We start from the raw sequence: 22,125 nt of genomic DNA, 5'->3' as shown, positions 1-22,125 counted from the left end.
TTACGACGGAAAAGCGCGTGTCGTTGGGAGCATGGCGGTCGTGACGCAGATGACCGACCGCCGACCGCCCCTGCCTGTCCTGCTCACCGGCCTGCGCGGCCGGTCGCCCGGGCTGGCCGACGGCCTCGTGGGCGGCGCGCTCGCGGCGGGGCTGGGGCTCGGCTCGTTCGCCGTACTGGTGACGCTGCTGTGGATCAGCTCGCCGTACCCCGACAGCGGGCCGGGCGGGGCGCTGCATGTCGCCGCCGCGCTGTGGCTGCTGGCGCACGGAGCGGAGCTGGTCCGCACCGAGACGCTGTCCGGTGTCCCGGCACCCGTGGGCCTCACCCCGCTGCTGCTGCTCGCGCTGCCCGCCTGGCTGGTGCGCCGGGCGGCACGGGACGCCGTGGACGGGGACGAGGAGGAGGCGCCGGTGGGCGGCGGTACGGCGTGGGTGGGTGTCGTCCTCGGCTACCTCGCCGTCGGCGCGGTGGCCGCGCTGTACGCGGCGGGCGGTGATCTGCGCCCCTCGTGGGGGCGGACGGGCGTGAGCGTGTCGGTGCTCGTCGCGATCGCCGCGGCCGTGGGGGTGTGGACGGCGTACGGGCGCCCTCGTTGGGGGGAGGTGGGGGCCGTGCCTCCCCTCGGTTCACGGCGGCTGGTCCTCGGGGCGGCGGCGCGCGACCGGCTCGGTGCGGCCTGGCGGGCGGCGGGAGCGGGCGCCGGGGTGCTCCTCGGGGGTGGGGCGCTGCTGACGGCGGTGTCGCTGCTGTGGCACGGCGATGTGGCGCGGGTGTCCTTCCTGCAGCTGACGGAGGGGATGTCGGGCCGCTTCACCGTGCTGCTGCTGTGCCTGGCCCTGGTACCGAACGCGGCGGTGTGGGGAGCCGCCTACGCGACCGGCCCCGGCTTCCTCCTCGGCGCGGGGCACGTCGTGAGCCCCCTCTCCTCGGCCCCCGCTCCCTTGCTGCCCCCGTTTCCGTTGCTGGCAGCCGTGCCGGACGCCGGACCCGGCACACCCCTGACCTGGGCCGCGGGCGCGGTGCCGGTGGCGGCGGGCGTGACGGTGGGGTGGTTCGCGGCACGGGGGGCGGTCGGCTGTTCGCGCTCACGGGCGGCCGGTGTGGCCCTCCTCGCGGCCGTGCTCTGCGCGTCGGCGCTCGCCGTCCTCGCGGCACTGTCGGGCGGACCGCTCGGCGTGGCCACCCTCGCCCGCTTCGGACCGGTGTGGTGGCAGGTGGGCGCCGCGGTGCTGCTCTGGACGGCACCGGTGGCGGTACCGGCCGCGATGGTGGCGAGCACCCGCACGCGACGTCCCCGGAGGCGGGCCCCTGGCGGCGAGCCCGCGAGCATCGGCAGGGCGCGGGAGGCGATGCGCGGGTTGTACGGCCGCGGCGACGACGCGAAGCACGCCGAGCGGGACGGTCACGGCGATGCGCGGGACCCCGTACGAGGTGGCAGCGACGACCCGCGCGACGCCGTACGCCCCACGCCCCTCGTCGACGACACCGACGAGCCCTACGACTTCCTGCCCGCCGACCCGACCCCGCCCGCGCACCCCAAGCCGTCAGCGCCCCCGGACCCGAAACCGGTGCACTCGGCGCCGCCGGAGCCGGACTCGCCGGACAGGCCCTAGCTGCCCGCCCCCAGAACGCCCCGAAGCTCCTCCGGCAGCAACTGCTTGCAGGTCTGCTTCGCCTCGCTGGTGAGGGCGTCCTCCGTGCAGGTGTAGTAGTCGCGGTAGACGAGTTGGGCGGTGAAGGTGATGGCGACCAGGGCGATGGCCAGGGACGCGGTGACCAGGCCGCTCACCGCGGCCGTCGTCTGCGGACGGGCGCCCATGTTCGCGGCGGCGGGGTCCGGGTTGCGGGGCTTGGCGCGCAGGGCGCTGATGCCCCAGTAGAGGGCGAGGGCGCCCAGCAGCAGAGCCACGTACGACCAGCTGAAGATGGCGACGAACAGGGCCCACATGCCGCACATCAGCGCGTACCGCGCATGGCGCTGGACCGGGTCCGTGGGGTCCCAGCGAGGGGGCGGGCCGGGGGTGCCGCCCGGTCCCTCGGGACCCGCGCCGGGGCGCTCGCCGAAGCCGCCGCCCTGGGCGCGGCCGGGCTGGCGGTCGCTCCACTGGCCGCCCCAGGGGGAGCCGGCGGGCGGAGTGTCGGAGGAGGAGTCGTCCTGGCCGCCGGGAGCGGGGTGACGGGGCTGCCAGGGGCGGTCCGGGGCGCCCTCGGGGGGCGGGGCGAAGGGGTTGTCGTCCTGGGCGGGGGCGTCGCGCTGATCGTCGCCGTTCTTCTTCCCGGCGTCACCCGAGGCCGCGTCGGGGGGCGAGGCGGGGCGCTCCCGCAGCAGCACGGCGCCGCGCTGCCCTGCGCGCGATGACTGCGGGGGGAGCGTGGCGAGTCGCAGACTGCGGTCCGGCATCAAGTGAGCGTCTTCCCCTAGGCGAATACGACGGTCTGGCAAAACTCCGCGGGAGCTGTCACTACGGCAACGCACCGCACGACGACCGCGTTCCCGAACCCGCTCCTGGCAGACGCTACCTTCCGGCCACGCCCCCGTCCCATGGGGGCCGCCCGGTGTGCCGGTATCGTTGCTGACGGTCGACCGCTTCGTAGACTTCCCCGTATCCCGGGGCGCGAAGCATTCGTACGACCATACAAACGCTCCCCCGAGAAAGGGCCCCACCGTGGCCGCCAAGCCTGTGGCCAAGCGCCTCGTCGTGCTGGTCTCCGGATCCGGCACCAACCTGCAGGCGCTCCTGGACGAGATCGACCGGGTCGGGCCCGAGGCCTACGGCGCCGAGGTCGTGGCCGTCGGGGCGGACCGGGAGGGCATCGAGGGACTCGCGCGCGCCGAGCGCGCCGGGCTGCCGACCTTCGTGTGCAGGGTCAAGGACCACGGCAGCCGCGAGGAGTGGGACGCGGCACTCACCGAGGCGGTCGCCGCCCACGAGCCCGACCTCGTGGTGTCCGCCGGCTTCATGAAGATCGTGGGGAAGACGTTCCTCGCGCGCTTCGGCGGGCGGCTGGTCAACACCCACCCCGCCCTCCTCCCCAGTTTCCCGGGAACCCACGGAGTGCGCGACGCGCTCGCGTACGGCGCCAAGGTCACCGGCTGCACCGTCCACTTCGTCGACGACGGCGTCGACACCGGACCGATCATCGCTCAGGGCGTGGTGGAGATCCGGGACGAGGACGACGAGAGCGCTCTGCACGAGCGCATCAAGGAAGTCGAGCGAAGGCTGCTCGTCGAGGTCGTGGGGCGCCTCGCCCGCAACGGCCATCGCATTGAGGGACGAAAGGTAGTTATCCAGTGACCGCCGAGAGCACTGCCACGGCCGAGAGCACCAAGCGGCCCATCCGTCGCGCGCTCGTCAGTGTCTACGACAAGACCGGGCTCGAGGAGCTCGCCCGCGGGCTGCACGAGGCCGGCGTCGAGCTCGTCTCCACCGGCTCCACGGCCGCGCGGATCGCCGGGGCCGGCGTCCCGGTCACCAAGGTCGAGGAGCTCACCGGCTTCCCCGAGTGCCTCGACGGCCGCGTCAAGACCCTGCACCCCAAGGTCCACGCCGGCATCCTCGCCGACCTGCGTCTGGAGGACCACCGGCAGCAGCTGGCGGAGCTGGGCGTCGAGCCGTTCGACCTCGTCGTCGTCAACCTCTACCCGTTCCGCGAGACCGTCGCCTCCGGGGCCTCGCCCGACGAGTGCGTCGAGCAGATCGACATCGGCGGCCCCTCCATGGTCCGCGCCGCCGCCAAGAACCACCCGTCGGTCGCCGTGGTCACCAGCCCCGCGCGCTACGGCGACGTCCTGGCGGCCGCACAGGGCGGCGGCTTCGACCTCGCCACCCGCAAGCGGCTGGCCGCCGAGGCCTTCCGGCACACCGCCGAGTACGACATCGCGGTCTCCTCCTGGTTCGCCTCCGCCTACGCGCCGGCCGACGACTCCCCCTTCCCCTCCTTCCTCGCCACCAGCCTGGAGCGCGCGCACACCCTGCGCTACGGCGAGAACCCGCACCAGCCCGCCGCCCTCTACACCGCAGGCACGGGCGGCCTGGCGGAGGCCGAGCAGCTGCACGGCAAGGAGATGTCGTTCAACAACTACACGGACACGGACGCCGCCCGCCGTGCCGCGTACGACCACACCGAGCCCGCCGTCGCGATCATCAAGCACGCCAACCCGTGCGGCATCGCGGTCGGCGCCGACGTCGCCGAGGCGCACCGCAAGGCGCACGCCTGCGACCCGCTGTCCGCGTTCGGCGGCGTGATCGCCGTGAACCGGCCGGTCAGCAAGGAGATGGCCGAGCAGGTCGCGGAGATCTTCACCGAGGTCATCGTCGCGCCGGACTACGAGGAGGGGGCCCTGGAAGCCCTCGCCAAGAAGAAGAACATCCGCGTGCTGCGCTGCCCCGACGGCCCCGCCCACCCCGTCGACGTCAAGCCGATCGACGGCGGCGCCCTGCTCCAGGTCGCCGACCGCCTCCAGGCCGACGGCGACGACCCGGCCAACTGGACCCTCGCGACCGGCGAGGCGCTGGACGCCGACGAACTCCAGCAGCTCGCCTTCGCCTGGAAGGCGTGCCGGGCCGTGAAGTCCAACGCGATCCTGCTCGCCAAGGACGGCGCCTCGGTCGGTGTCGGCATGGGTCAGGTCAACCGCGTGGACTCCGCGAAGCTCGCCGTGGAGCGGGCCGGCGCCGAGCGCGCGCAGGGGTCGTACGCCGCCTCCGACGCGTTCTTCCCCTTCCCGGACGGCCTGGAGATCCTCGTCGAGGCCGGCGTCAAGGCCGTGGTCCAGCCCGGCGGTTCGGTCCGTGACGAGCTCGTCGTCGAGGCCGCGCGGAAGGCGGGCGTCACGATGTACTTCACCGGGACGCGTCACTTCTTCCACTGAGGGTCACTGACGCACCAGGGCCGTGTCTCCCCGTACGGGTGAGACACGGCCCTTGGTCGTGCGTGGAGCGAAACCCTCAGTACCGCGGAGCCGATCAGTACCGCGGAGCCGCTCAGTACTGCGGGCGGTTGAACCACGCCTTGCCGTTGGCGTTGCCGACGAACACGGCCACCAGGATGGCGAGCACGGTGTGGATGAGGCCGACGACGACGAACGGGTATATGCCGAGCACCGCGGTGATGATGCCGAAGACGAGGATCGTGACGCGGACGCCGTTGCGGCCGGAGTTGAACTTCGTGGCCAGCACGATCGCGAACACGGCCCAGGCCAGCGCGAAGACGGTCATCGCCCACAGCATCCCGGACGACTGGTCGGCCAGGTCCTGGAAGGCGGAGTTGTCCTTGAGCGAGTCGTCGTTCTTCGCGGCGTTGACACTGACGGCGGCGAAGGCGAACAGGGCCACGCCGAGGATCTGCAGACCCACGATGATCCACAGCAGCACACGGGCGGTGTTCACGGTGCCGGGCATCGTCGTCGGGGCCGGGGCGCCGGCGTAGGCGCCGACCGGCGGGGCCTGCGGGTAGCCGTAGCCCGGAGCGGGGGGCTGCTGCTGGGGGTAGCCGTAACCGGGCTGCTGCTGCCCCTGGGGAGCGCCGTAGGGGTTGTTCGGGTCGCCGTAACTCATGGCGGTGTTTCCTCCGTCTGTTGCTAGTGCGGGGACGGCGCGCGGCCGTGGCGGAGGAAAGGTCACAGAAGCGGTGCGTCCCCCCGATACTGCCCGCGGCACTGTCCGTTCATCGTTCTTCAGGCGCCGTCGCCTTGTCCAGCCACAATTCGTATGTGTTGTGCAAGTGCAACATCACCGATCATGGCGGGATTCGACACGAGTGGCGCCGTGTACGCACCGGGGCCGCAGGGGCTACCCGGATTGGAACCGGGGGCCGGTCATCCGGGAGGATGGAGTCATGACCGCCCAGATTCTCGATGGCAAGGCCACCGCAGCAGCGATCAAGTCCGATCTGACCGTCCGCGTGGCGGCGCTGAGGGAGAAGGGGATCACACCGGGCCTCGGCACGATCCTCGTCGGGGACGATCCCGGCAGCCGGAAGTACGTCGCCGGCAAGCACCGCGACTGCGCCGAGGTCGGCATCGCCTCCATCCAGCGCGAACTGCCGGGCACGGCGACGCAGGAGGAGATCGAGGCGGTCGTACGGGAACTGAACGAGGACCCGGGGTGCACCGGGTACATCGTCCAACTGCCGCTCCCCAAGGGCATCGACGAGAACCGCATCCTCGAACTGATGGACCCGGACAAGGACGCGGACGGTCTGCACCCGATGAACCTCGGGCGCCTGGTCCTCAACGAGCCGGCCCCGCTGCCCTGCACCCCGAACGGCGTGCTCACCCTGCTCCGCGCCCACGGTGTGGAGATCAAGGGCGCCGAGGTGGTGGTCGTCGGACGCGGGGTGACCATCGGCCGGCCGATGCCGCTGCTGCTGACCCGGCGCAGCGAGAACGCCACGGTCACCCAGTGCCACACCGGCACCCGGGACCTCTCCGCCCACCTCAAGCGCGCCGACGTCATCGTCGCCGCGGCAGGTTCCGCGCACCTGATCCGCGCCGAGGACGTCAAGCCGGGCGCGGCCGTCCTGGACGTCGGCGTCTCGCGCAGCGCCGAGGGCAAGATCGTCGGCGACGTCCACCCCGACGTCGCCGAGGTGGCCGGCTGGATCTCCCCGAACCCGGGCGGCGTCGGCCCCATGACCCGCGCCCAGCTGCTCGTCAACGTGGTGGAGGCGGCGGAGCGCAGTGTCGACTGACCCGGAGGGGACCCACCACGAGACGCTAGGGACCGGCGAGGCGCGGGGGACCGGCGAGACGCGGGGGACCGGCGAGACCCAGGGGACCGGCGAGACCCAGGGGACCGGCGAGACCCGGGGGACCGGCGAGGCGCGGGGGACCGGCGAGGCGCGGGGGACCGGCGAGACCCGGGGGACCGGCGAGACCGGCGAAACCCTTCAGACCAGCGAGACCCGTCAGCCGCGCCAGCCCCGCGGGTCCGGCGAGACCCGTGTGAACCACGAGACCCGCGAGGCCCCCGTGACCCCCGAGGCCCCCGTCGCTTCCGAGGCCTTCGTGACCCCCGAGGCGCTCGGGGCCCACGAGACATCCGGGACCCCAGAGACCTCTGTGACCCCGGAGACCCCGGAGACCCCGGAGACCCCGGAGGCCCCGGAGGCCCCGGAGGCCCCGGAGGCCCCGGAGACCTCCGAGCTGACCGTCCGCGACGCGATCAGCGCGCCCGATGCCGAGGGGCACCCGCGCCGCACCACCCGCCGCTTCCCCCTGTTCACCAAGGACACCGCGCGCCCCGAGGGCGGTGGCAGGGCCGCGCCGCGGGACGCCCCGGCGCCGGCCCGGCAGTGGCCGATGCTCGCCGTGTTCTCCCTGGTCGCGCTCGGTCTGCTGCTGACCGCCCTCGACCTGTTCCGGGTCGGCACGCTGCTGATCGGCGTCGCCCTGCTCGGCGGGGCCGTCCTGCGCTGGGTCCTGCCCGGCGTCGGCATGCTCGCGGTGCGCTCCCGCTTCACGGACATCGTCACGTACGGCGGTCTCGGTCTGGCGATCGTGCTGCTGGCGTTGATGGTCCAGCCGGACCCCTGGCTGCAGATCCCGTTCCTGAAGGACACGCTGCACTTCACCGTGAGCGGCTGACCACCCGTCCTTCCCCGCGAGCAGCGAGACGGCGGCCCGTCCCCTCCCCCGAGGCAAGGACGGGCCGCCGCCCGGGAACCACGCTCCCGCACCGTGAACTGCCTGTTCAACGGCTGTCCGCGCGCTGTGTCTCGGAGGTGACCGTTCCGCTACGGTGTCCGCGCTCTGCCACAGACCGAGGCCGCCACGGGAACCGCTCGGCCGCCTCACGTCGTCAATTGATCGGATCGGGAACGGGCGACGACGCCGTGGAGGTGGGTGATGGGCGCCTGGCAGCCGCTGCCGGACGAGCTGCCGCCGGAGGTGCGGAACTTCGTGGAACAGCTGCGGCAGTTGAAGGACGGCACGGGCCTCAGCCTGGCCGCGCTCGGTGCCCGCACCGCCTACAGCAAGTCCTCCTGGCAGCGGTACCTCAACGCCGTCCAGCCGCCGCCCCGGCAGGCCGTCGCCGCCCTGTGCCGGGTCGCCGGCCTCACCGAACCGGACGCCGAACGTTGCGCCGTACGCTGGGAACTCGCCGTCGAGGCCTGGCCGCGCCCGGAGTCCCCGCACCCGCCCGAAGCCGGGGCCCCCACGGCCTGTCGTCTGGATCATCCCGGCGTCGCGGGGACAGGTCCTAGCAGCGAGGGGTACGAGGACGATCCCACGGTCCCGTGGTGGGAGCGCCTGGAGGAGGAACCGCCGCCCCGCCCCGCCGGACGCCTCCTGCTGTACGCCGTCCTGCTCCTCCTCGCGCTGCTCCTCACCGCCGTCGCCGGCGCCCTCGCCTTCGGGTGACCCAAGAGAGTGCTCAACGCCCCAGTGGCGTACGAGGTCACGCATGTGTGTTGGTTGTGTCGAAGCATTGACAAGTTCGCGGATAGACCCCAATTCACCCGTACGGCGGGGCTAACGTATCCAACCTGGACGAGCCGGGAACCATATTCCTTAGTGGGCGCATCCCTTGGGTAGTCACACGGGGACTCGGCGGCGGCAGTACGCACAGGGGGGAAGAGGGGGGTTTCATGCCTCGTTGGAGGGCCTTGCCGGATGAACTCGACCCGCAGGTCAAGGAGTTCGCCAGTCAACTGCGGCGGCTCGTGGACCGCAGTGGACTGAGCATCGCGGCGGTGGCCGACCGCACGGGCTACAGCAAGACGTCCTGGGAGCGTTATCTCAACGGTCGGCTTCTCGCGCCGAAGGGGGCGATCGTCGCCCTGGCCGAGGTGACCGGCACACATCCCGTCCATCTGACGACCATGTGGGAGCTGGCCGAACGCGCCTGGAGCCGCTCGGAGATGCGCCACGACCGGACCATGGAGGCGATCCGCATCTCCCAGGCGCGTGCCGCGCTGGGGGAGTCGACCGCGCCCGCGGGGAACGTCAAACCGGTCAAGGCGGTACGCAGGGGTGGCAGCGCGACGGTGACGCCGGGGATCGCGGGCCCGGCGGGCGTGGTCCCGACGATCCCGCCGATCACCTCGGCCTCTTCGTCTTCAGCGGGCTCTCCCGTCTCCTCGGCCTCGGTGTCGACCGGCTCATCGGTCTCGTCGGTGCCCGCGCAGCCGACGGCGACCGAGGCGGACGAGCGCGAGCGTGAGCGCGCCTCGCGGGGCGGGCCGTCGAGCAGGCCCGTCTCCAGGGGCGGCTCCGGGAGTGCTGGTTCCGCCAGGGGGGCAGGGGCGAGCGACTCGGGCGGCAACTCGTGGCGCATGGCCGGGTACAAGGGGCCGGGGCAGCCGGGCGGACGCCTCTCCGCCTCCGGAGATACGGAGCCTCCGGCGACTCCCGCCTCCCTGGTTTCCCCGTCCTCTTCCGCTTCCTCTTCCTCGGCTTCCTCCGAGCCGCCGCGGGCTTCCGAAACCGGTGGTTCCTCCGGGGGAGGGGGTGGCAGGCGGCGGCCGGCGTTGCTCCTCGCGGGTGTCGTCGGTGCGCTGGCCGTGATCGCCGCCGTCTTCTTCATCCCGGGCTTCCTGGGTGACGGTGGGAAGCAGGACGAGGGCGGCTCCGAGTCGCCCCCGCGGTCCGCCGCCGCCGACCCCGACCTGCCGGCCGGGGTGAAGTGCAGCGGTGCGTCCTGCACCGGCAAGGACGCGGAGAGCATGGGGTGCAGCGGCGATCTCGTGACCACCGCCAAGACCGCGACCGTCGGCACCGCCGTCGTCGAGGTGCGCTACAGCGAGACCTGCGGTGCCGCCTGGGGACGGGTCACCCAGGCCGCGCGGGGCGACGAGGTCCGCGTGACGGTGGGTACGGCCTCGCAGTCCGGGAGCATCACCACCGTCGGCGACACGATCGCCTACACGCCGATGATGGCCGTGAAGGACGCGGGTCAGGCGAAGGCATGCGTGGCGCTGGCGTCCGGACAGAAGGGCTGCACGACGTAGCGGACCGGGACGCACGACGTAGCGGAAACGGGCTGCGCCACGGAGCGGACCGGGCTGCGCGACGTAGGAAAATGGCCAGGGCCCGGAGCCCTGGCCGAAAAGTGGTGTGGGACAGGAATGGCCGCCGGAATCGTGGGCAGGCGAACGTCACCCCCACGGGAGTCCGGCACCCCGGTACCCCCACTCGGCGGCCGCCCGTCCCTCCTCTCCCGGACAGGCGGCCGCCTCTCCCTGTGTGGCGCGTGTTCGCCTCCGCTCTGTGGGGCGGACCACACACCACCCCGGACGTCCGGGATCCCGTATGCGCGATAGCCTGACCGCTGGATGGATCTCTTGATGCCAAGAGATCGATCAAACGTCCGGGGCAGGGACGCCCCACCGCCAGCTGTCATACGGAGAACGCCATGACCCGCACTCCCGTGAACGTCACCGTCACCGGCGCGGCCGGCCAGATCGGTTACGCCCTGCTCTTCCGCATCGCCTCCGGCCAGCTGCTCGGCGCGGACGTGCCGGTCAAGCTCCGCCTCCTGGAGATCACCCCCGCGCTGAAGGCCGCCGAGGGCACGGCCATGGAGCTGGACGACTGCGCGTTCCCGCTCCTGCAGGGCATCGACATCACCGACGACCCGAACGTCGCCTTCGACGGCACCAACGTCGCCCTCCTCGTCGGCGCCCGCCCCCGTACCAAGGGCATGGAGCGCGGTGACCTCCTGGAGGCCAACGGCGGCATCTTCAAGCCGCAGGGCAAGGCCATCAACGACCACGCCGCGGACGACATCAAGGTCCTGGTCGTCGGCAACCCGGCCAACACCAACGCCCTGATCGCCCAGGCCGCCGCCCCGGACGTACCGGCCGAGCGCTTCACCGCGATGACCCGCCTCGACCACAACCGCGCGCTGACCCAGCTCGCGAAGAAGACGGGTTCGACGGTCGCCGACATCAAGCGTCTGACCATCTGGGGCAACCACTCCGCCACCCAGTACCCCGACATCTTCCACGCCACGGTCGCCGGCAAGAACGCCGCCGAGGTCGTCAACGACGAGAAGTGGCTGGCCGAGGACTTCATCCCGACCGTCGCCAAGCGCGGTGCCGCGATCATCGAGGCGCGTGGCGCGTCCTCCGCCGCGTCGGCCGCCAACGCCGCCATCGACCACGTGTACACGTGGGTCAACGGCACGGCGGACGGCGACTGGGCCTCCATGGGCATCCCGTCGGACGGCTCCTACGGCGTCCCGGAGGGCCTGATCTCCTCCTTCCCCGTCACCACCAAGGACGGCAAGTACGAGATTGTCCAGGGCCTGGACATCAACGAGTTCTCCCGCACCCGCATCGACGCGTCCGTGAAGGAGCTCGAGGAGGAGCGCGAGGCGGTCCGCGGTCTCGGCCTCATCTGAGCCGACGGCGACCGAGCCGAGTCGCCCGCTCTGTCACAAACCCGCACGGGCCTCGTTCCGGTTCCTTCCGGAACGGGGCCCGTGGCCGTTTTCGTCGCTACCGTCGGAAAAGGTGCCCAGCAGGGTGATTTCGGGGGTGCGACGCGATGAGCGGGTGGTACGGCTACAGCTCCGGTTCCGGAGCGGAACACGAACCCAGCGAGGACAGCGGCCAGGCGGCCTGGGCCGTGCGGCAGCCCGGCTCCCCGCCGCACTGGGCGTCCGCGGACACACAGGCCGACGGTGGCCTGCTGCCCACGGGCCCACCACCGCCGTACCCCACGCCCCCGGCGCCACAGCCGTACGCCCCCGCCGCCCCCCGGCGCTCCTCCGGCCGGCTGTCGGCCGCGCTCGCCCTCGCGGTGCTGCTGGGCGTCGGTGCGGGAACCGGTGTCTGGTACGTGACCCGCGACGACCCGACCGGGACCGGCGCCACGCCCTCCACGAGCATCGGCGCCACCACCGGCACGCCCGCGCACACGGGCTACCGGCGCGCCCAGGACCCCGTCGGCTACTCACTCTCCGTCCCCGAGGGCTGGACCCGTAGACAGAAGCAGGGGCAACTGGCCCCGGTGGTCTCCTACGACGCCCCGGGCGACGGCCGCCGCCTGCAGATCTTCGCGCTCGCCGAGGACACCCCGGCCCAGTCCCTGGACCTCGCCGAGAACGACCCCGGCTACGGCTTCGCCCTCCAGCCCGGCTACCAGGTCCTCGACCGCGCCTCGGGCGACACCTGGGCCGAGCTGACCTACCGCTACGACGACACCGACCTCGGCCCCCGCCGGGTCGTCGACCACCGCTTCCGGGCAACCGACGGCACCCTCTACGCGATCCGCTCCAGCGGCCCCGAGACCGCGGCCCCCGCCCGGATACGCGACCCGCTCACCACAGCCGTGACGTCGTTCTGCCCCAAGGGGCGGGAGTGCGGCTAGTCCCGCAGGTCGTTCGACTGCTCGTCGATCCCGTGGCCCTCACTCGCCGTCAGCAACCGCCGCCCCAACTCCCGCACCGCCTCCCGCAGTTCCGGTGGGCCGATGACCCGGAACGGGACCCGGAGCAAGGTGAGTTGCTCGGCGTACCACTCCGGGTCATCGGTGCCGGCGCGTAGCCGGGTCGTGTGGGGGTCGATCGGTTCGGGGCGGCCCAGGCTGGGGGTGAGCCGGTGGGCGACCTGGTCGGCTGGGGCGTGGAGGACGACCTCCACGTCGTAGGTCCAGCCCTGCGCCAGGTGTTCCTCCAGGGTGCGCAGCGGGTCGAGGCCGGTCGGTGGGGTGAACGTGCCGTCGAGGGCGGTGACTTCGGTGATCCGGTCGACGCGCAGGACGCGCCGGGCGTCGCGGGTGTGGGACCAGCACAGCAGGTACCAGCGGCCGTGGTGGACGACGACGCCCCACGGGTCGACCTCCATGGCGCGTACGCCCTTCGCGCCCAGGCGGTAGCCGAGCCGCAGTCGGCGGCGCGCGGCGCAGGCCTGTACGAGGGTGGCCGTGGTGTCGGGGTCGGGGCTCGCGGCGGCGGGGTCCGCGGCGCGGGTGCTGACCCTGCGGACCGCCTCGGCGGGCCGGGCGACCGGTTCCGGCAGGACGCGCAGGAGCTTGCCGAGCGCGCTGCCCGCCGGGTCGGCCGGGTCCGTGGCGTCGCGGTTGCCGTCCAGGACCGCCATGACCAGCGCGAGGGCCTCGGCCGCGGTGAACATCAGGGGCGGTGGGCGCAGGCCCCGGCCGACGCGGTAGCCGCCGTACGGTCCCCGCGTCGACTCGACCGGCACGCCGGCCTCGCGCAGGATGCCGACGTAGCGGCGGGCGGCGCGTTCGGAGACGCCGAGCCGGGCGGCCAGCCGGTCGGCGGTGATGCCGGGGCTGCTCTGGAGGAGCTCGAGGAGCAGGAGGGCGCGGGCGGTGGGGCTCCGGTCGTGCTTCATCGGCCCGGCGGCCCCCCTTACGAGTGTTGCGGCAGCAGCGATATTCCGGCAGTGGATCGTCCGGAACGGACCGTAGTCTGCCCGTCATGAGCGAGAACACCGAAACCGTTCTGTGGGAGCCGCCCGTCGCGGGCGACGAGGCGGACACCCTGGTCGGTTCCCTGGAGCGGCTGCGTAGGACGCTCGCGTGGAAGTGCGGGGACCTGGACGCGGCCGGGCTGAACACGCGGCTCGCCCCCTCCACGGTCACCCTGGGCGGGCTGCTGAAGCATCTGGCGCTGGTCGAGGACGAGTACCCGACCCGCCGGCTGCTCGGGCGGGAGCTCGGTCCGCCCTGGGACACGGTGGACTGGGACGCCGAGCCCGACTGGGAGTGGACCTCGGCCGCCTCCGACACCCCGGAGGAGCTGTACGCGCTCTGGGAGGGCGCGGTCGCCCGCTCCCGGACCCATGGCCGTGTCCGCAAAGTCCCGCCTGGCTCGCGACGCCTGGCACGGCCCCTCGCCGCGTTGTCGGGATCGCCCGCGTACGCCCAGTACGCGGGCGACCCTCCGCCTTGCGAGGTGCCGCACCAGACGCCGCGAGCCCTGCCCTGCGGGCAGACGGCGCTACTTTGCGGACACGGCCATGTGCGGCAGGCGCTGGCCGAGGGCGGCCCCGGCCGGCTCGCCGCGTACACCGACTCCCGGGGCGAGCACCCGAGCCTGCGGGGTCTGCTGGTCGACCTCATCGAGGAGTACGCCCGTCACGTGGGCCACGCCGACATGGTGCGCGAGTCCGTCGACGGCCGGGTGGGAGAGGACCCGCCCCGGTGAACGAACCCGTGCCCCCGGAGAAGCTGGACGTCCGCCCCGCCAACGAGGCCTCCTGGGACGACGTGAGCGCCGTCTTCGGCACGACCGACTACCCGGGCCGCTGCCAGTGCCAGCGCTACAAGACCGTGGGCCACCACTGGAGCGCCGCGCCCCCGGAGGAACGCGCCGCGCGCCTGCGCGAGCAGACCGCCTGCGGGGACCCCGGCGCGGAGGCGACCAGCGGCCTGGTCGCCTACCTGGAGGGCGAGCCCGTCGGCTGGGCCGCCGTCGAGCCGCGTACCGCCTACGCCGGGCTGCTGCGCACCCGCGTCCCGTGGACGGGCCGGCGCGAGGACAAGGCGGACGACGGTGTCTGGGCGGTGACCTGTCTGCTCACGCGCCGCGGCTTCCGCCGACGAGGCATCACCTACGGCCTCGCCCGGGCCACCGTCCCCTACGCCCGCGAGCGCGGTGCCCGCGCCCTGGAGGCGTACCCGATGCTCACCGCACCCGGCGTGGAGGTCACCTGGGGCGAACTCCACGCCGGCAGCCGCCAGGTGTTCGCCGAGTTGGGCTTCACGGAAGTGAACCGGCCGACGCTACGGAGGGTGGTGATGCGGATCGACTTCTGACGCCGTCCGGTTCCTCCCACAAAGCCACCCGATTTGACCCGGTTCATCCCCATCTCCAGTGACGCAGCGCACTTTCGGCCAGGGATTGCGCATGCATTCGAGGGGCACGGGCAGATGCGCAGGTGCCACGTGAGTGACACGCGTGTGACGCAGGGGGGCTGAACAGGAACGGAAGGCAGTACGGAGCATGGCGGACAGTACGCAGCAGCAGGCGCGGAAGACCATCCACGCGGGTGGGGAGTGGTGTGAAGCCGTCTCCGGCGCCACACGTGAGATCCTCGACCCCGCGGACGGGCTGACGTTCGCCGTGGTCGCCGAGGGCGACGAGAAGGACACCGACCTGGCCGTCGCGGCCGCCCGCAGCGCCTTCGCCGCAGGTGAGGGTGCGTGGCCGCGCACGCCGGCGCGCGAACGTGCCGCCGTGCTGCGCCGCACGGCCGACCTCCTGACCCGGGACCGCGAACAGCTCGGCCTGCTGGAGAGCCGGGACGCGGGCAAGACCGTCGAGGAGGGCCGCGTCGACATCGACTGTGTCGCCGACGCCTTCCGCTACTTCGCCGAACTCGTCGCCGGTGAGTCCCCCGGCCGGGTCGTCGACGCGGGCACGACCGACGTCCACAGCGTCGTCGTACACGAACCCGTCGGCGTGTGCGCGATGATCACGCCCTGGAACTACCCGCTGCTCCAGGCCAGTTGGAAGATCGCCCCCGCGCTGGCGGCGGGCAACACCTTCGTGATCAAGCCGAGCGAGATCACCCCGCTGACGACGGTCGCCCTGATCGACCTGCTGCTGGAGGCGGGGCTGCCCGCAGGGGTCGCCAACATCGTGACCGGGCCCGGCCATTCGGTCGGCGCCCGCCTCGCCGAGCACCCCGACGTCGACCTGGTCTCCTTCACCGGTGGCCTGCTCAGCGGCACCAAGGTCGCGCAGGCCGCCGCCCCCACCGTCAAGAAGGTCGCCCTCGAACTCGGCGGCAAGAACCCCAACGTCGTCTTCGCCGACGCCTGCGCCACCGACGAGGGCTTCGACACCGCCGTCGACCAGGCCCTCAACGCGGCCTTCATCCACAGCGGCCAGGTCTGCTCCGCCGGCGCCCGCCTCATCGTCGAGGAGAGCGTCCGCGAACGCTTCGTCGCCGAACTCGCCCGCAGGGCCGAGAAGATCCGCCTCGGCCGCGGCACCGAGGACGGCGTCGAGTGCGGCCCCCTCGTCTCCGAGCAGCAGCGCGACAAGGTCGAGGCGTACGTCGAGTCCGCCCTGTCCGAGGGCGCGGTCCTGCGCTCCGGCGGCCGCCGCCCCGAGCCCAGCGACGTACGGCCCGCCACCGGCTACTTCTACGAGCCCACCGTCCTCGACCACTGCCACCGCGAGATGCGGGTCGTCCGTGAGGAGGTCTTCGGCCCGGTCGTCACCGTCGAGACCTTCCGTACGGAGGAGGAGGCGATCGCGCTGGCCAACGACACCGAATACGGGCTCGCGGGCGGCGTATGGACCGCCGACGCCGGACGCGCCCGGCGCGTGGCCGGCCGACTGCGCCACGGCACCATCTGGATCAACGACTTCCACCCCTACCTCCCGCAGGCGGAGTGGGGCGGCTTCGGAAAGAGCGGCGTGGGACGCGAACTGGGCCCCGCCGGACTCGCCGAGTACCGAGAGACCAAGCACGTCTACCAGAACCTCGCGCCCAAGCCGGTGCGGTGGTTCGCGGGCTGAGCCCGACCCCACGGCGCCCACCCCCGGCCACCTCTCACCCCCGGCCACCTCTCACCGCCGCTTCGACTCGACCCCCGTCCCCCTGACCGTCCCTCTCACTCTCACTCCGGTTCACCACCCCTCTCACCCCCCTCACCGCATCCCTGGAGTACCACCCCCATGCCCGACAAAACCCACGAGTACGACTACGTCGTCATCGGCGGCGGCACAGCGGGCTCCGTCATCGCCTCCCGCCTCACCGAGAACCCCGACGTCACCGTCGCCGTCATCGAGGGCGGCCCCAGCGACGTCGACCGCGAGGACGTCCTGACCCTGCGCCGCTGGATGGGACTGCTCGGCGGCGAACTGGACTACGACTACCCGACCACCGAGCAGCCGCGCGGCAACTCCCACATCCGGCACAGCCGCGCCCGCGTCCTCGGCGGCTGCTCCTCCCACAACACCCTCATCGCCTTCAAGCCGCTGCCCTCCGACTGGGACGAGTGGGAGCAGGCCGGCGCCAAGGGCTGGGGCGCCGTGCCGATGGAGGCGTACTACGCGCGCCTGAAGAACAACATCGTCCCGGTCGACGAGAAGGACCGCAACGCCATCGCCCGCGACTTCGTCGACGCCGCGCAGAAGGCGACCGGCGTCCCGCGGATCGATGGCTTCAACCAGAAGCCGTTCACCGAGGGCGTCGGCTTCTTCGACCTCGCCTACCACCCCGAGAACAACAAGCGCTCCAGCGCGTCGGTCGCCTACCTGCACCCCGTGATGGACGAGCGGCCCAACCTCCACCTCTTCCTGGAGACCTGGGCCCACAAGCTCGACCTGGACGGCACCCACGCGCGAGGCGTCCACGTACGCACCAAGGACGGCGAGGAACTCCTCGTGACCGCCCGCCGCGAGGTCGTGCTGTGCGCCGGCGCCGTCGACTCGCCCCGGCTGCTGCTGCACTCCGGCATCGGCCCGAAGGCGGACCTGGAGGCACTCGGCATACCCGTCGTGCACGACCTGCCGGGTGTGGGCGAGAACCTGCTCGACCACCCCGAGTCGGTGATCGTCTGGGAGACCAACGGCCCCCTCCCGGAGAACTCCGCGATGGACTCCGACGCGGGCCTCTTCGTGCGCCGCGACCCCGAACAGCCGGGCCCCGACCTGATGTTCCACTTCTACCAGATCCCCTTCACGGACAACCCCGAGCGCCTCGGCTACGAACGCCCGGAGTTCGGCGTCTCGATGACCCCGAACATCCCCAAGCCGAAGAGCCGCGGCCGCCTGTACCTCACCAGCGCCGACCCGTCCGTGAAGCCCGCCCTCGACTTCCGCTACTTCACCGACGAGGACGACTACGACGGCCGCACCCTCGTCGACGGCATCAGGATCGCCCGCGAGATAGCCAAGGCCGAGCCGCTCGCCGGCTGGCTCAAGCGCGAGGTCGCCCCCGGCCCGGACGTGACGGGCGACGAGGAGCTCAGCGAGTACGCGCGCAAGGTCGCGCACACCGTGTACCACCCGGCGGGCACCTGTCGTATGGGCGCGCCCGACGACGAACAGGCCGTCGTCGACCCCCAGTTGAGGATCCGGGGCCTTCAGGGCATCCGGATCGCCGACGCGTCCGTGTTCCCGACCATGACCGCCGTCAACCCCATGATCGGCGTCCTCATGGTCGGGGAGCGAGCCGTCGACCTGATCGGAGGTGAGGCGTGATGACCACGTCCATGGAACGCAAGACGACCCACGACACGTCCGAGGACACCGTCTTCTCGGTGGACGGCCTGTGGAAGGTCTTCGGCCCCAAGGCCGACGACATACCCGCCGACCCCGAACTCGCCTCGCTCCCACCCGCCGAGCTGCGCGAGCGCACCGGCTGCACGGCCGCCGTCCGCGACGTCTCCTTCGACGTCCGCAAGGGTGAGGTCTTCGTCGTCATGGGCCTGTCCGGCTCCGGCAAGTCCACCCTCGTGCGCTGTCTGACCCGGCTGATCGAACCGACCGCCGGCACCATCGCCATCGACGGCGAGGACGTACGCGCCATGGACAAGTCCCGGCTGCGCGAACTGCGCCGCCACCGCGCCGCGATGGTCTTCCAGCACTTCGGCCTGCTCCCGCACCGCACGGTCCTCGACAACGTGGCCTACGGCCTGGAGATCCAGGGCATGGGCAAGGGCGAGCGCCGCGAGAAGGCCGCCGAGGTCGTGGAGAAGGTCGGCCTGGAAGGCATGGAGCAGCGCAGGCCCGGCCAGCTGTCCGGCGGCCAGCAGCAGCGCGTCGGCCTGGCCCGCGCCCTCGCGGTCGACCCCGAGGTGCTGCTGTTCGACGAGCCGTTCAGCGCGCTCGACCCGCTGATCCGGCGGGACATGCAGGAGGAGGTCATCCGCCTGCACCACGAGGAGGGCCGCACCATGGTCTTCATCACCCACGACCTCAACGAGGCCCTGAAGCTGGGCGACCGCATCGCGCTGATGCGCGACGGCGAGGTCGTGCAGCTCGGCACCCCGGAGGAGATCGTCGGCTCCCCGGCCGACGACTACGTCCGCGAGTTCGTCCGGGACGTGCCGCGCGACCAGGTCATCACCGTCCGCTCGGCGATGCGCGCCGGTGACTGCGGCGGCCCCGACCACCCCGGCGCCCTCGCCCCGAACACCGTCGTCGCCGACGCGATCCGTGTCGTCTCCGAGAGCGGCCGGGCCGCCTGCGTGGTCGACAACGGCCGCTGCATCGGCGTCGTCGACCACGAGCGCCTGCTCGGCGTGGTGGCCGGGACGGGAACGTACAAGGAGGCCGCCTGATGGCCACGATCACCACCTCCGCCCCGCGCGTCGCCCTCCCGGGCGTCCTCAAGCACCGGGCCGTCCGCAAGCTCCTGCTGCTCGCGCTCGCCGCTGCGATCCTCGTCCCCCTCGCCAACTCCCGCTGGGCGAGCGGCACCTGGCCGCAGGAGCTGACCGTCGACCTGACCAAACCGCTGACCAGCACCAGCGACTGGATCATCGACAACCGCGACAGCCACCCCCTGTTCCTCTACTTCTTCGGCCACATCAGCAACGTGGTCGTGATCGCCGTACGCGCCGTCTACCTCACCCTCCTGGCCGTCGGCTGGGCCGGCGTGACGGCGATCGGCGCCCTCGTCGCATGGCGCGTGGCCGGCCTCCGGCTCGCCGCCGGCACGGCGGCCGCCTTCCTCGCCTGCGGTCTGCTCGGCATGTGGCTGCCGACCATGCAGACACTGGCCCTGATGGTGGTCGCGGTCCTGGCGTCCGTCGTCGTGGGCGCCCTGCTGGGCCTCGCCGCCGGACTCTCCGACCGCATGGACCGCGCCCTGCGCCCCGTCCTGGACACCATGCAGGTGCTGCCGGCGTTCGCCTACCTGCTGCCCGTCGTCCTGGTCTTCGGCATCGGCGTCCCCGCCGCCGTCCTCGCCACCGTCGTCTACGCCGCCCCGCCCATGGCCCGGCTCACCGCGCTCGGCCTGCGCTGCGCCGACCCACAGGTCATGGAGGCCGTCGAGTCGCTCGGCGCCACCGCGCGCCAGCGCCTGCTGACCGCCCGTATCCCGCTGGCCCGCAAGGAACTCCTCCTCGGCCTCAACCAGACGATCATGATGGCGCTGTCCATGGCGGTCATCGCCTCCGTGATCGGCGCGGGCGGCCTCGGTGACCGCGTCTACCAGGCGCTGGCCTCCGTCGACGTCGGCGCGGCCCTCGCGGCCGGCATCCCGATCGTGCTCCTCGCGGTCGTCCTGGACCGCGTGACCGCCGCCGCCGGACGGTCCGGCGACTCGGACTCCGGCACCCCCCGCACCTACTGGCTGTACGCGCTGCTCGGCACCGTCGCCATCGCCCTCGCCGGGCGGCTGCTGGGCCGACTGGAATGGCCCGACTCCTGGACGGTCGCCATCGCCGAACCGGTCAACCGTGTCGTCGACTGGATGACCGACCACCTCTACTCCGGCGTCCCCTACATCGGCGGCACCGCCGACTGGGCCGGCCACTTCACCACCTGGGTCCTCGACCCGGTCAGGAGCGGCCTGCAGTGGCTGCCCTGGTGGTCGGTGCTGCTCCTGGTCGCCGCGCTGGCCTGGCTGATCGGCACCTGGCGCACCGCGCTCACCGCCGTCCTCGCCATGGCCGCGATCGGCGTGCTCGGGGTGTGGCAGCCGTCCCTGGACACCCTGTCCCAGGTCCTCGCCGCCGTCGCCGTCACCCTGGTCCTGGGCTTCGCGACCGGTATCGCGGCCGCCCGCAGCGACCGCTTCGAACGCGCCCTGCGCCCCGTCCTGGACGTCTTCCAGACGATGCCGCAGTTCGTCTACCTGATCCCGGTCGTCGCCCTGTTCGGCGTCGGCCGCGCCCCCGCGGTCGCCGCGGCCGTGGTCTACGCGCTGCCCGCCGTGGTCCGCATCACCACCCAGGGCCTGCGCCAGGTCGACCCGGCCGCCCTGGAGTCGGCCCGCTCGCTCGGCGCGACCAGCGGCCAGCAACTGCGCCAGGTGCAGCTTCCGCTCGCCCGCGAGTCGCTGCTGCTCGCCGTGAACCAGGGCGTGGTCCTGGTCCTCGCCGTCGTCATCATCGGCGGCCTGGTCGGCGGAGGCGCGCTCGGCTACGACGTCGTCTTCGGCCTCGCCCAGGGCGACCTCGCGACCGGTCTGGTGGCCGGCGCCGCGATCGTCTGCCTCGGCCTGATGCTCGACCGGGTGACCCAGCCGACGGAACGCCGCGCGAAGAAGGGAGCGTGACATGCGAGTCCGTACGACTGCCGTGACCGCCGCGGCGGGCGCGCTGTTGCTGCTGACCGGCTGCGGCGCCGCCGACATGACCAAGCAGGCCTCGCCCTTCGCCAACGCGCAGGGCAGCAAGTCCGTGACGCTCTCCGTGCAGTCCTGGGTCGGGGCGCAGGCCAACGTGGCCGTCGTCCAGTACCTCCTGGAGCACGAGCTCGGCTACCACGTCGACACCGTCCAGGTCGACGAGGTCCCCGCCTGGGACGCGCTCAGCCAGGGCCGCGTCGACGCGATCATGGAGGACTGGGGCCACCCCGACCAGGAACAGCTCTACGTCAAGGACAAGAAGACCATCGCCCCCGGCGGCGACCTCGGCGTCACCGGGCACATCGGCTGGTTCGTCCCCACGTACCTGGCCAAGCAGCACCCGGACATCACCAACTGGAAGAACCTCAACAAGTACTCCTCGCTGTTCCGCACCCCGGAGAGCGGCAGCAAGGGCCAGCTCCTCGACGGCTCCCCGTCGTACGTCACCAACGACAAGGCGCTGGTGAAGAACCTGAAGCTCGACTACCAGGTCGTCTTCGCCGGTTCCGAGGCCGCCCAGATCACGCAGATGCGCCAGTTCGCCAAGGAGAAGAAGCCCTTCCTGACGTACTGGTACGCCCCGCAGTGGCTCTTCAAGAAGGTCCCGATGACCGAGGTGAAGCTGCCCCCCTACAAGGAGGGCTGCGACGCGGACCCGGAGAAGGTCGCCTGCGCCTACCCGCACACCCCGCTCCAGAAGTACCTCAACGCGGACTTCGCCAAGACGGGCGGCAAGGCCGCCGCCCTCCTGAAGAAGTTCAAGTGGACCACCGAGGACCAGAACGAGGTGGCCCTGATGATCGCCGACCAGAAGCTGACGCCTGAGGACGCGGCGAAGAAGTGGGTGAAGACCCACGAGTCGACGTGGAAGGCGTGGCTGTCCTGA

General features: G+C 72.3%; 19 protein-coding genes. 16 read left to right on the top strand and 3 right to left on the bottom strand.

The annotated features are described in order from the left end of the window. Window positions 1-31: 31 nt before the first annotated feature. Complete coding sequence (locus ACGFNV_RS10065; RefSeq protein WP_393621001.1) at window positions 32-1,615, top strand: DUF6350 family protein; 1,584 nt, start codon at window positions 32-34, stop codon at window positions 1,613-1,615. Here ACGFNV_RS10065 and ACGFNV_RS10060 read toward each other — a convergent pair. Next, on the bottom strand, window positions 1,612-2,403 hold the full coding sequence (locus ACGFNV_RS10060; protein ID WP_393620999.1) for a hypothetical protein: 792 nt from the start codon (window positions 2,401-2,403) through the stop codon (window positions 1,612-1,614). The two genes, ACGFNV_RS10065 and ACGFNV_RS10060, sit on opposite strands and share 4 nt — an antisense overlap. Before the next feature lie 265 nt (window positions 2,404-2,668). Here ACGFNV_RS10060 and purN point away from each other — a divergent pair, with 265 nt between their 5' ends. Both purN and purH read left to right on the top strand, forming a co-directional pair. Continuing rightward, complete coding sequence (gene purN, locus ACGFNV_RS10055; protein WP_393620997.1) at window positions 2,669-3,298, top strand: phosphoribosylglycinamide formyltransferase; 630 nt, start codon at window positions 2,669-2,671, stop codon at window positions 3,296-3,298. Continuing rightward, window positions 3,295-4,875, top strand: coding sequence for a bifunctional phosphoribosylaminoimidazolecarboxamide formyltransferase/IMP cyclohydrolase (gene purH, locus ACGFNV_RS10050; protein ID WP_393620995.1), 1,581 nt, complete (start codon window positions 3,295-3,297; stop codon window positions 4,873-4,875). Before purN ends, purH begins: the two co-directional genes overlap by 4 nt. 112 nt (window positions 4,876-4,987) lie before the next feature. On the opposite strand, the gene ACGFNV_RS10045 is transcribed toward purH, so the two are convergent. Then, window positions 4,988-5,560: a proline-rich domain-containing protein gene (locus ACGFNV_RS10045; protein ID WP_393620993.1), complete on the bottom strand. Its 573-nt coding sequence runs from the start codon at window positions 5,558-5,560 to the stop codon at window positions 4,988-4,990. A 280-nt stretch (window positions 5,561-5,840) separates the two neighbouring features. Here ACGFNV_RS10045 and ACGFNV_RS10040 point away from each other — a divergent pair, with 280 nt between their 5' ends. From ACGFNV_RS10040 to ACGFNV_RS10015, 6 genes are all read left to right on the top strand, one after another. Continuing rightward, window positions 5,841-6,695 carry a bifunctional methylenetetrahydrofolate dehydrogenase/methenyltetrahydrofolate cyclohydrolase gene (locus ACGFNV_RS10040; RefSeq protein WP_393620992.1) on the top strand — a complete coding sequence of 285 codons (855 nt, stop codon included), beginning with the start codon at window positions 5,841-5,843 and terminating at the stop codon, window positions 6,693-6,695. 454 nt (window positions 6,696-7,149) lie between these two features. Next, window positions 7,150-7,590 carry a DUF3017 domain-containing protein gene (locus tag ACGFNV_RS10035; RefSeq protein ID WP_393621488.1) on the top strand — a complete coding sequence of 147 codons (441 nt, stop codon included), beginning with the start codon at window positions 7,150-7,152 and terminating at the stop codon, window positions 7,588-7,590. 261 nt (window positions 7,591-7,851) lie between these two features. Beyond that, the gene (locus ACGFNV_RS10030; RefSeq protein WP_393620990.1) at window positions 7,852-8,367 is read left to right on the top strand and encodes a helix-turn-helix domain-containing protein; all 516 of its coding nucleotides are present in this window, start codon (window positions 7,852-7,854) and stop codon (window positions 8,365-8,367) included. Between the two features lie 245 nt (window positions 8,368-8,612). After that, window positions 8,613-9,956, top strand: coding sequence for a helix-turn-helix domain-containing protein (locus tag ACGFNV_RS10025; protein ID WP_393620988.1), 1,344 nt, complete (start codon window positions 8,613-8,615; stop codon window positions 9,954-9,956). 404 nt (window positions 9,957-10,360) lie between these two features. Further along, a complete protein-coding gene (locus tag ACGFNV_RS10020; protein ID WP_393620986.1) occupies window positions 10,361-11,350 on the top strand; it encodes a malate dehydrogenase in 990 nt (329 codons plus the stop codon). A 146-nt stretch (window positions 11,351-11,496) separates the two neighbouring features. Next, the gene (locus tag ACGFNV_RS10015) at window positions 11,497-12,321 is read left to right on the top strand and encodes a hypothetical protein (RefSeq protein WP_393620984.1); all 825 of its coding nucleotides are present in this window, start codon (window positions 11,497-11,499) and stop codon (window positions 12,319-12,321) included. On the opposite strand, the gene ACGFNV_RS10010 is transcribed toward ACGFNV_RS10015, so the two are convergent. Further along, on the bottom strand, window positions 12,318-13,310 hold the full coding sequence (locus tag ACGFNV_RS10010) for a helix-turn-helix transcriptional regulator (RefSeq protein WP_393620982.1): 993 nt from the start codon (window positions 13,308-13,310) through the stop codon (window positions 12,318-12,320). The two genes, ACGFNV_RS10015 and ACGFNV_RS10010, sit on opposite strands and share 4 nt — an antisense overlap. Window positions 13,311-13,396: 86 nt before the next feature. Here ACGFNV_RS10010 and ACGFNV_RS10005 point away from each other — a divergent pair, with 86 nt between their 5' ends. The 7 genes from ACGFNV_RS10005 (at window position 13,397) to ACGFNV_RS09975 (ending at window position 22,125) form a co-directional block, all read left to right on the top strand. Beyond that, window positions 13,397-14,125, top strand: coding sequence for a DUF664 domain-containing protein (locus ACGFNV_RS10005; protein WP_393620980.1), 729 nt, complete (start codon window positions 13,397-13,399; stop codon window positions 14,123-14,125). Next, on the top strand, window positions 14,122-14,736 hold the full coding sequence (locus ACGFNV_RS10000; protein ID WP_393620978.1) for a GNAT family N-acetyltransferase: 615 nt from the start codon (window positions 14,122-14,124) through the stop codon (window positions 14,734-14,736). Before ACGFNV_RS10005 ends, ACGFNV_RS10000 begins: the two co-directional genes overlap by 4 nt. 187 nt (window positions 14,737-14,923) lie before the next feature. After that, on the top strand, window positions 14,924-16,450 hold the full coding sequence (locus tag ACGFNV_RS09995; protein WP_393620976.1) for an aldehyde dehydrogenase family protein: 1,527 nt from the start codon (window positions 14,924-14,926) through the stop codon (window positions 16,448-16,450). 159 nt (window positions 16,451-16,609) lie between these two features. Beyond that, on the top strand, window positions 16,610-18,139 hold the full coding sequence (locus ACGFNV_RS09990; RefSeq protein WP_393620974.1) for a GMC family oxidoreductase: 1,530 nt from the start codon (window positions 16,610-16,612) through the stop codon (window positions 18,137-18,139). Further along, window positions 18,139-19,221 carry a glycine betaine/L-proline ABC transporter ATP-binding protein gene (locus tag ACGFNV_RS09985; protein ID WP_393620972.1) on the top strand — a complete coding sequence of 361 codons (1,083 nt, stop codon included), beginning with the start codon at window positions 18,139-18,141 and terminating at the stop codon, window positions 19,219-19,221. Before ACGFNV_RS09990 ends, ACGFNV_RS09985 begins: the two co-directional genes overlap by 1 nt. Further along, window positions 19,221-21,167 carry an ABC transporter permease gene (locus ACGFNV_RS09980; RefSeq protein ID WP_393620970.1) on the top strand — a complete coding sequence of 649 codons (1,947 nt, stop codon included), beginning with the start codon at window positions 19,221-19,223 and terminating at the stop codon, window positions 21,165-21,167. The genes ACGFNV_RS09985 and ACGFNV_RS09980 overlap by 1 nt, the downstream gene beginning before the upstream one ends. A gap of 1 nt (window position 21,168) precedes the next feature. Further along, window positions 21,169-22,125: an ABC transporter substrate-binding protein gene (locus ACGFNV_RS09975; RefSeq protein WP_393620968.1), complete on the top strand. Its 957-nt coding sequence runs from the start codon at window positions 21,169-21,171 to the stop codon at window positions 22,123-22,125.

Origin of the sequence: Streptomyces sp. NPDC048751 (assembly GCF_043198595.1) — a bacterium.
Taxonomy (GTDB): Bacteria; Actinomycetota; Actinomycetes; order Streptomycetales; family Streptomycetaceae; genus Streptomyces.
Note: the sequence above shows the minus strand (reverse complement) of the source record. Positions and strands in the feature narration are given on the sequence as shown.

Coding starts and splice junctions, on each gene's coding strand:
- ACGFNV_RS09985 (WP_393620972.1), top strand. CDS start 18,139: ATGACCACGTCCATGGAACGCAAGACGACCCACGACACGTCCGAGGAC.
- ACGFNV_RS10060 (WP_393620999.1), bottom strand. CDS start 2,403: ATGCCGGACCGCAGTCTGCGACTCGCCACGCTCCCCCCGCAGTCATCG.
- ACGFNV_RS10030 (WP_393620990.1), top strand. CDS start 7,852: ATGGGCGCCTGGCAGCCGCTGCCGGACGAGCTGCCGCCGGAGGTGCGG.
- ACGFNV_RS10005 (WP_393620980.1), top strand. CDS start 13,397: ATGAGCGAGAACACCGAAACCGTTCTGTGGGAGCCGCCCGTCGCGGGC.
- ACGFNV_RS10065 (WP_393621001.1), top strand. CDS start 32: ATGGCGGTCGTGACGCAGATGACCGACCGCCGACCGCCCCTGCCTGTC.
- ACGFNV_RS10020 (WP_393620986.1), top strand. CDS start 10,361: ATGACCCGCACTCCCGTGAACGTCACCGTCACCGGCGCGGCCGGCCAG.
- ACGFNV_RS09995 (WP_393620976.1), top strand. CDS start 14,924: ATGGCGGACAGTACGCAGCAGCAGGCGCGGAAGACCATCCACGCGGGT.
- ACGFNV_RS10040 (WP_393620992.1), top strand. CDS start 5,841: ATGACCGCCCAGATTCTCGATGGCAAGGCCACCGCAGCAGCGATCAAG.
- ACGFNV_RS09980 (WP_393620970.1), top strand. CDS start 19,221: ATGGCCACGATCACCACCTCCGCCCCGCGCGTCGCCCTCCCGGGCGTC.
- ACGFNV_RS10015 (WP_393620984.1), top strand. CDS start 11,497: ATGAGCGGGTGGTACGGCTACAGCTCCGGTTCCGGAGCGGAACACGAA.
- ACGFNV_RS09975 (WP_393620968.1), top strand. CDS start 21,169: ATGCGAGTCCGTACGACTGCCGTGACCGCCGCGGCGGGCGCGCTGTTG.
- ACGFNV_RS10010 (WP_393620982.1), bottom strand. CDS start 13,310: ATGAAGCACGACCGGAGCCCCACCGCCCGCGCCCTCCTGCTCCTCGAG.
- ACGFNV_RS09990 (WP_393620974.1), top strand. CDS start 16,610: ATGCCCGACAAAACCCACGAGTACGACTACGTCGTCATCGGCGGCGGC.
- ACGFNV_RS10045 (WP_393620993.1), bottom strand. CDS start 5,560: ATGAGTTACGGCGACCCGAACAACCCCTACGGCGCTCCCCAGGGGCAG.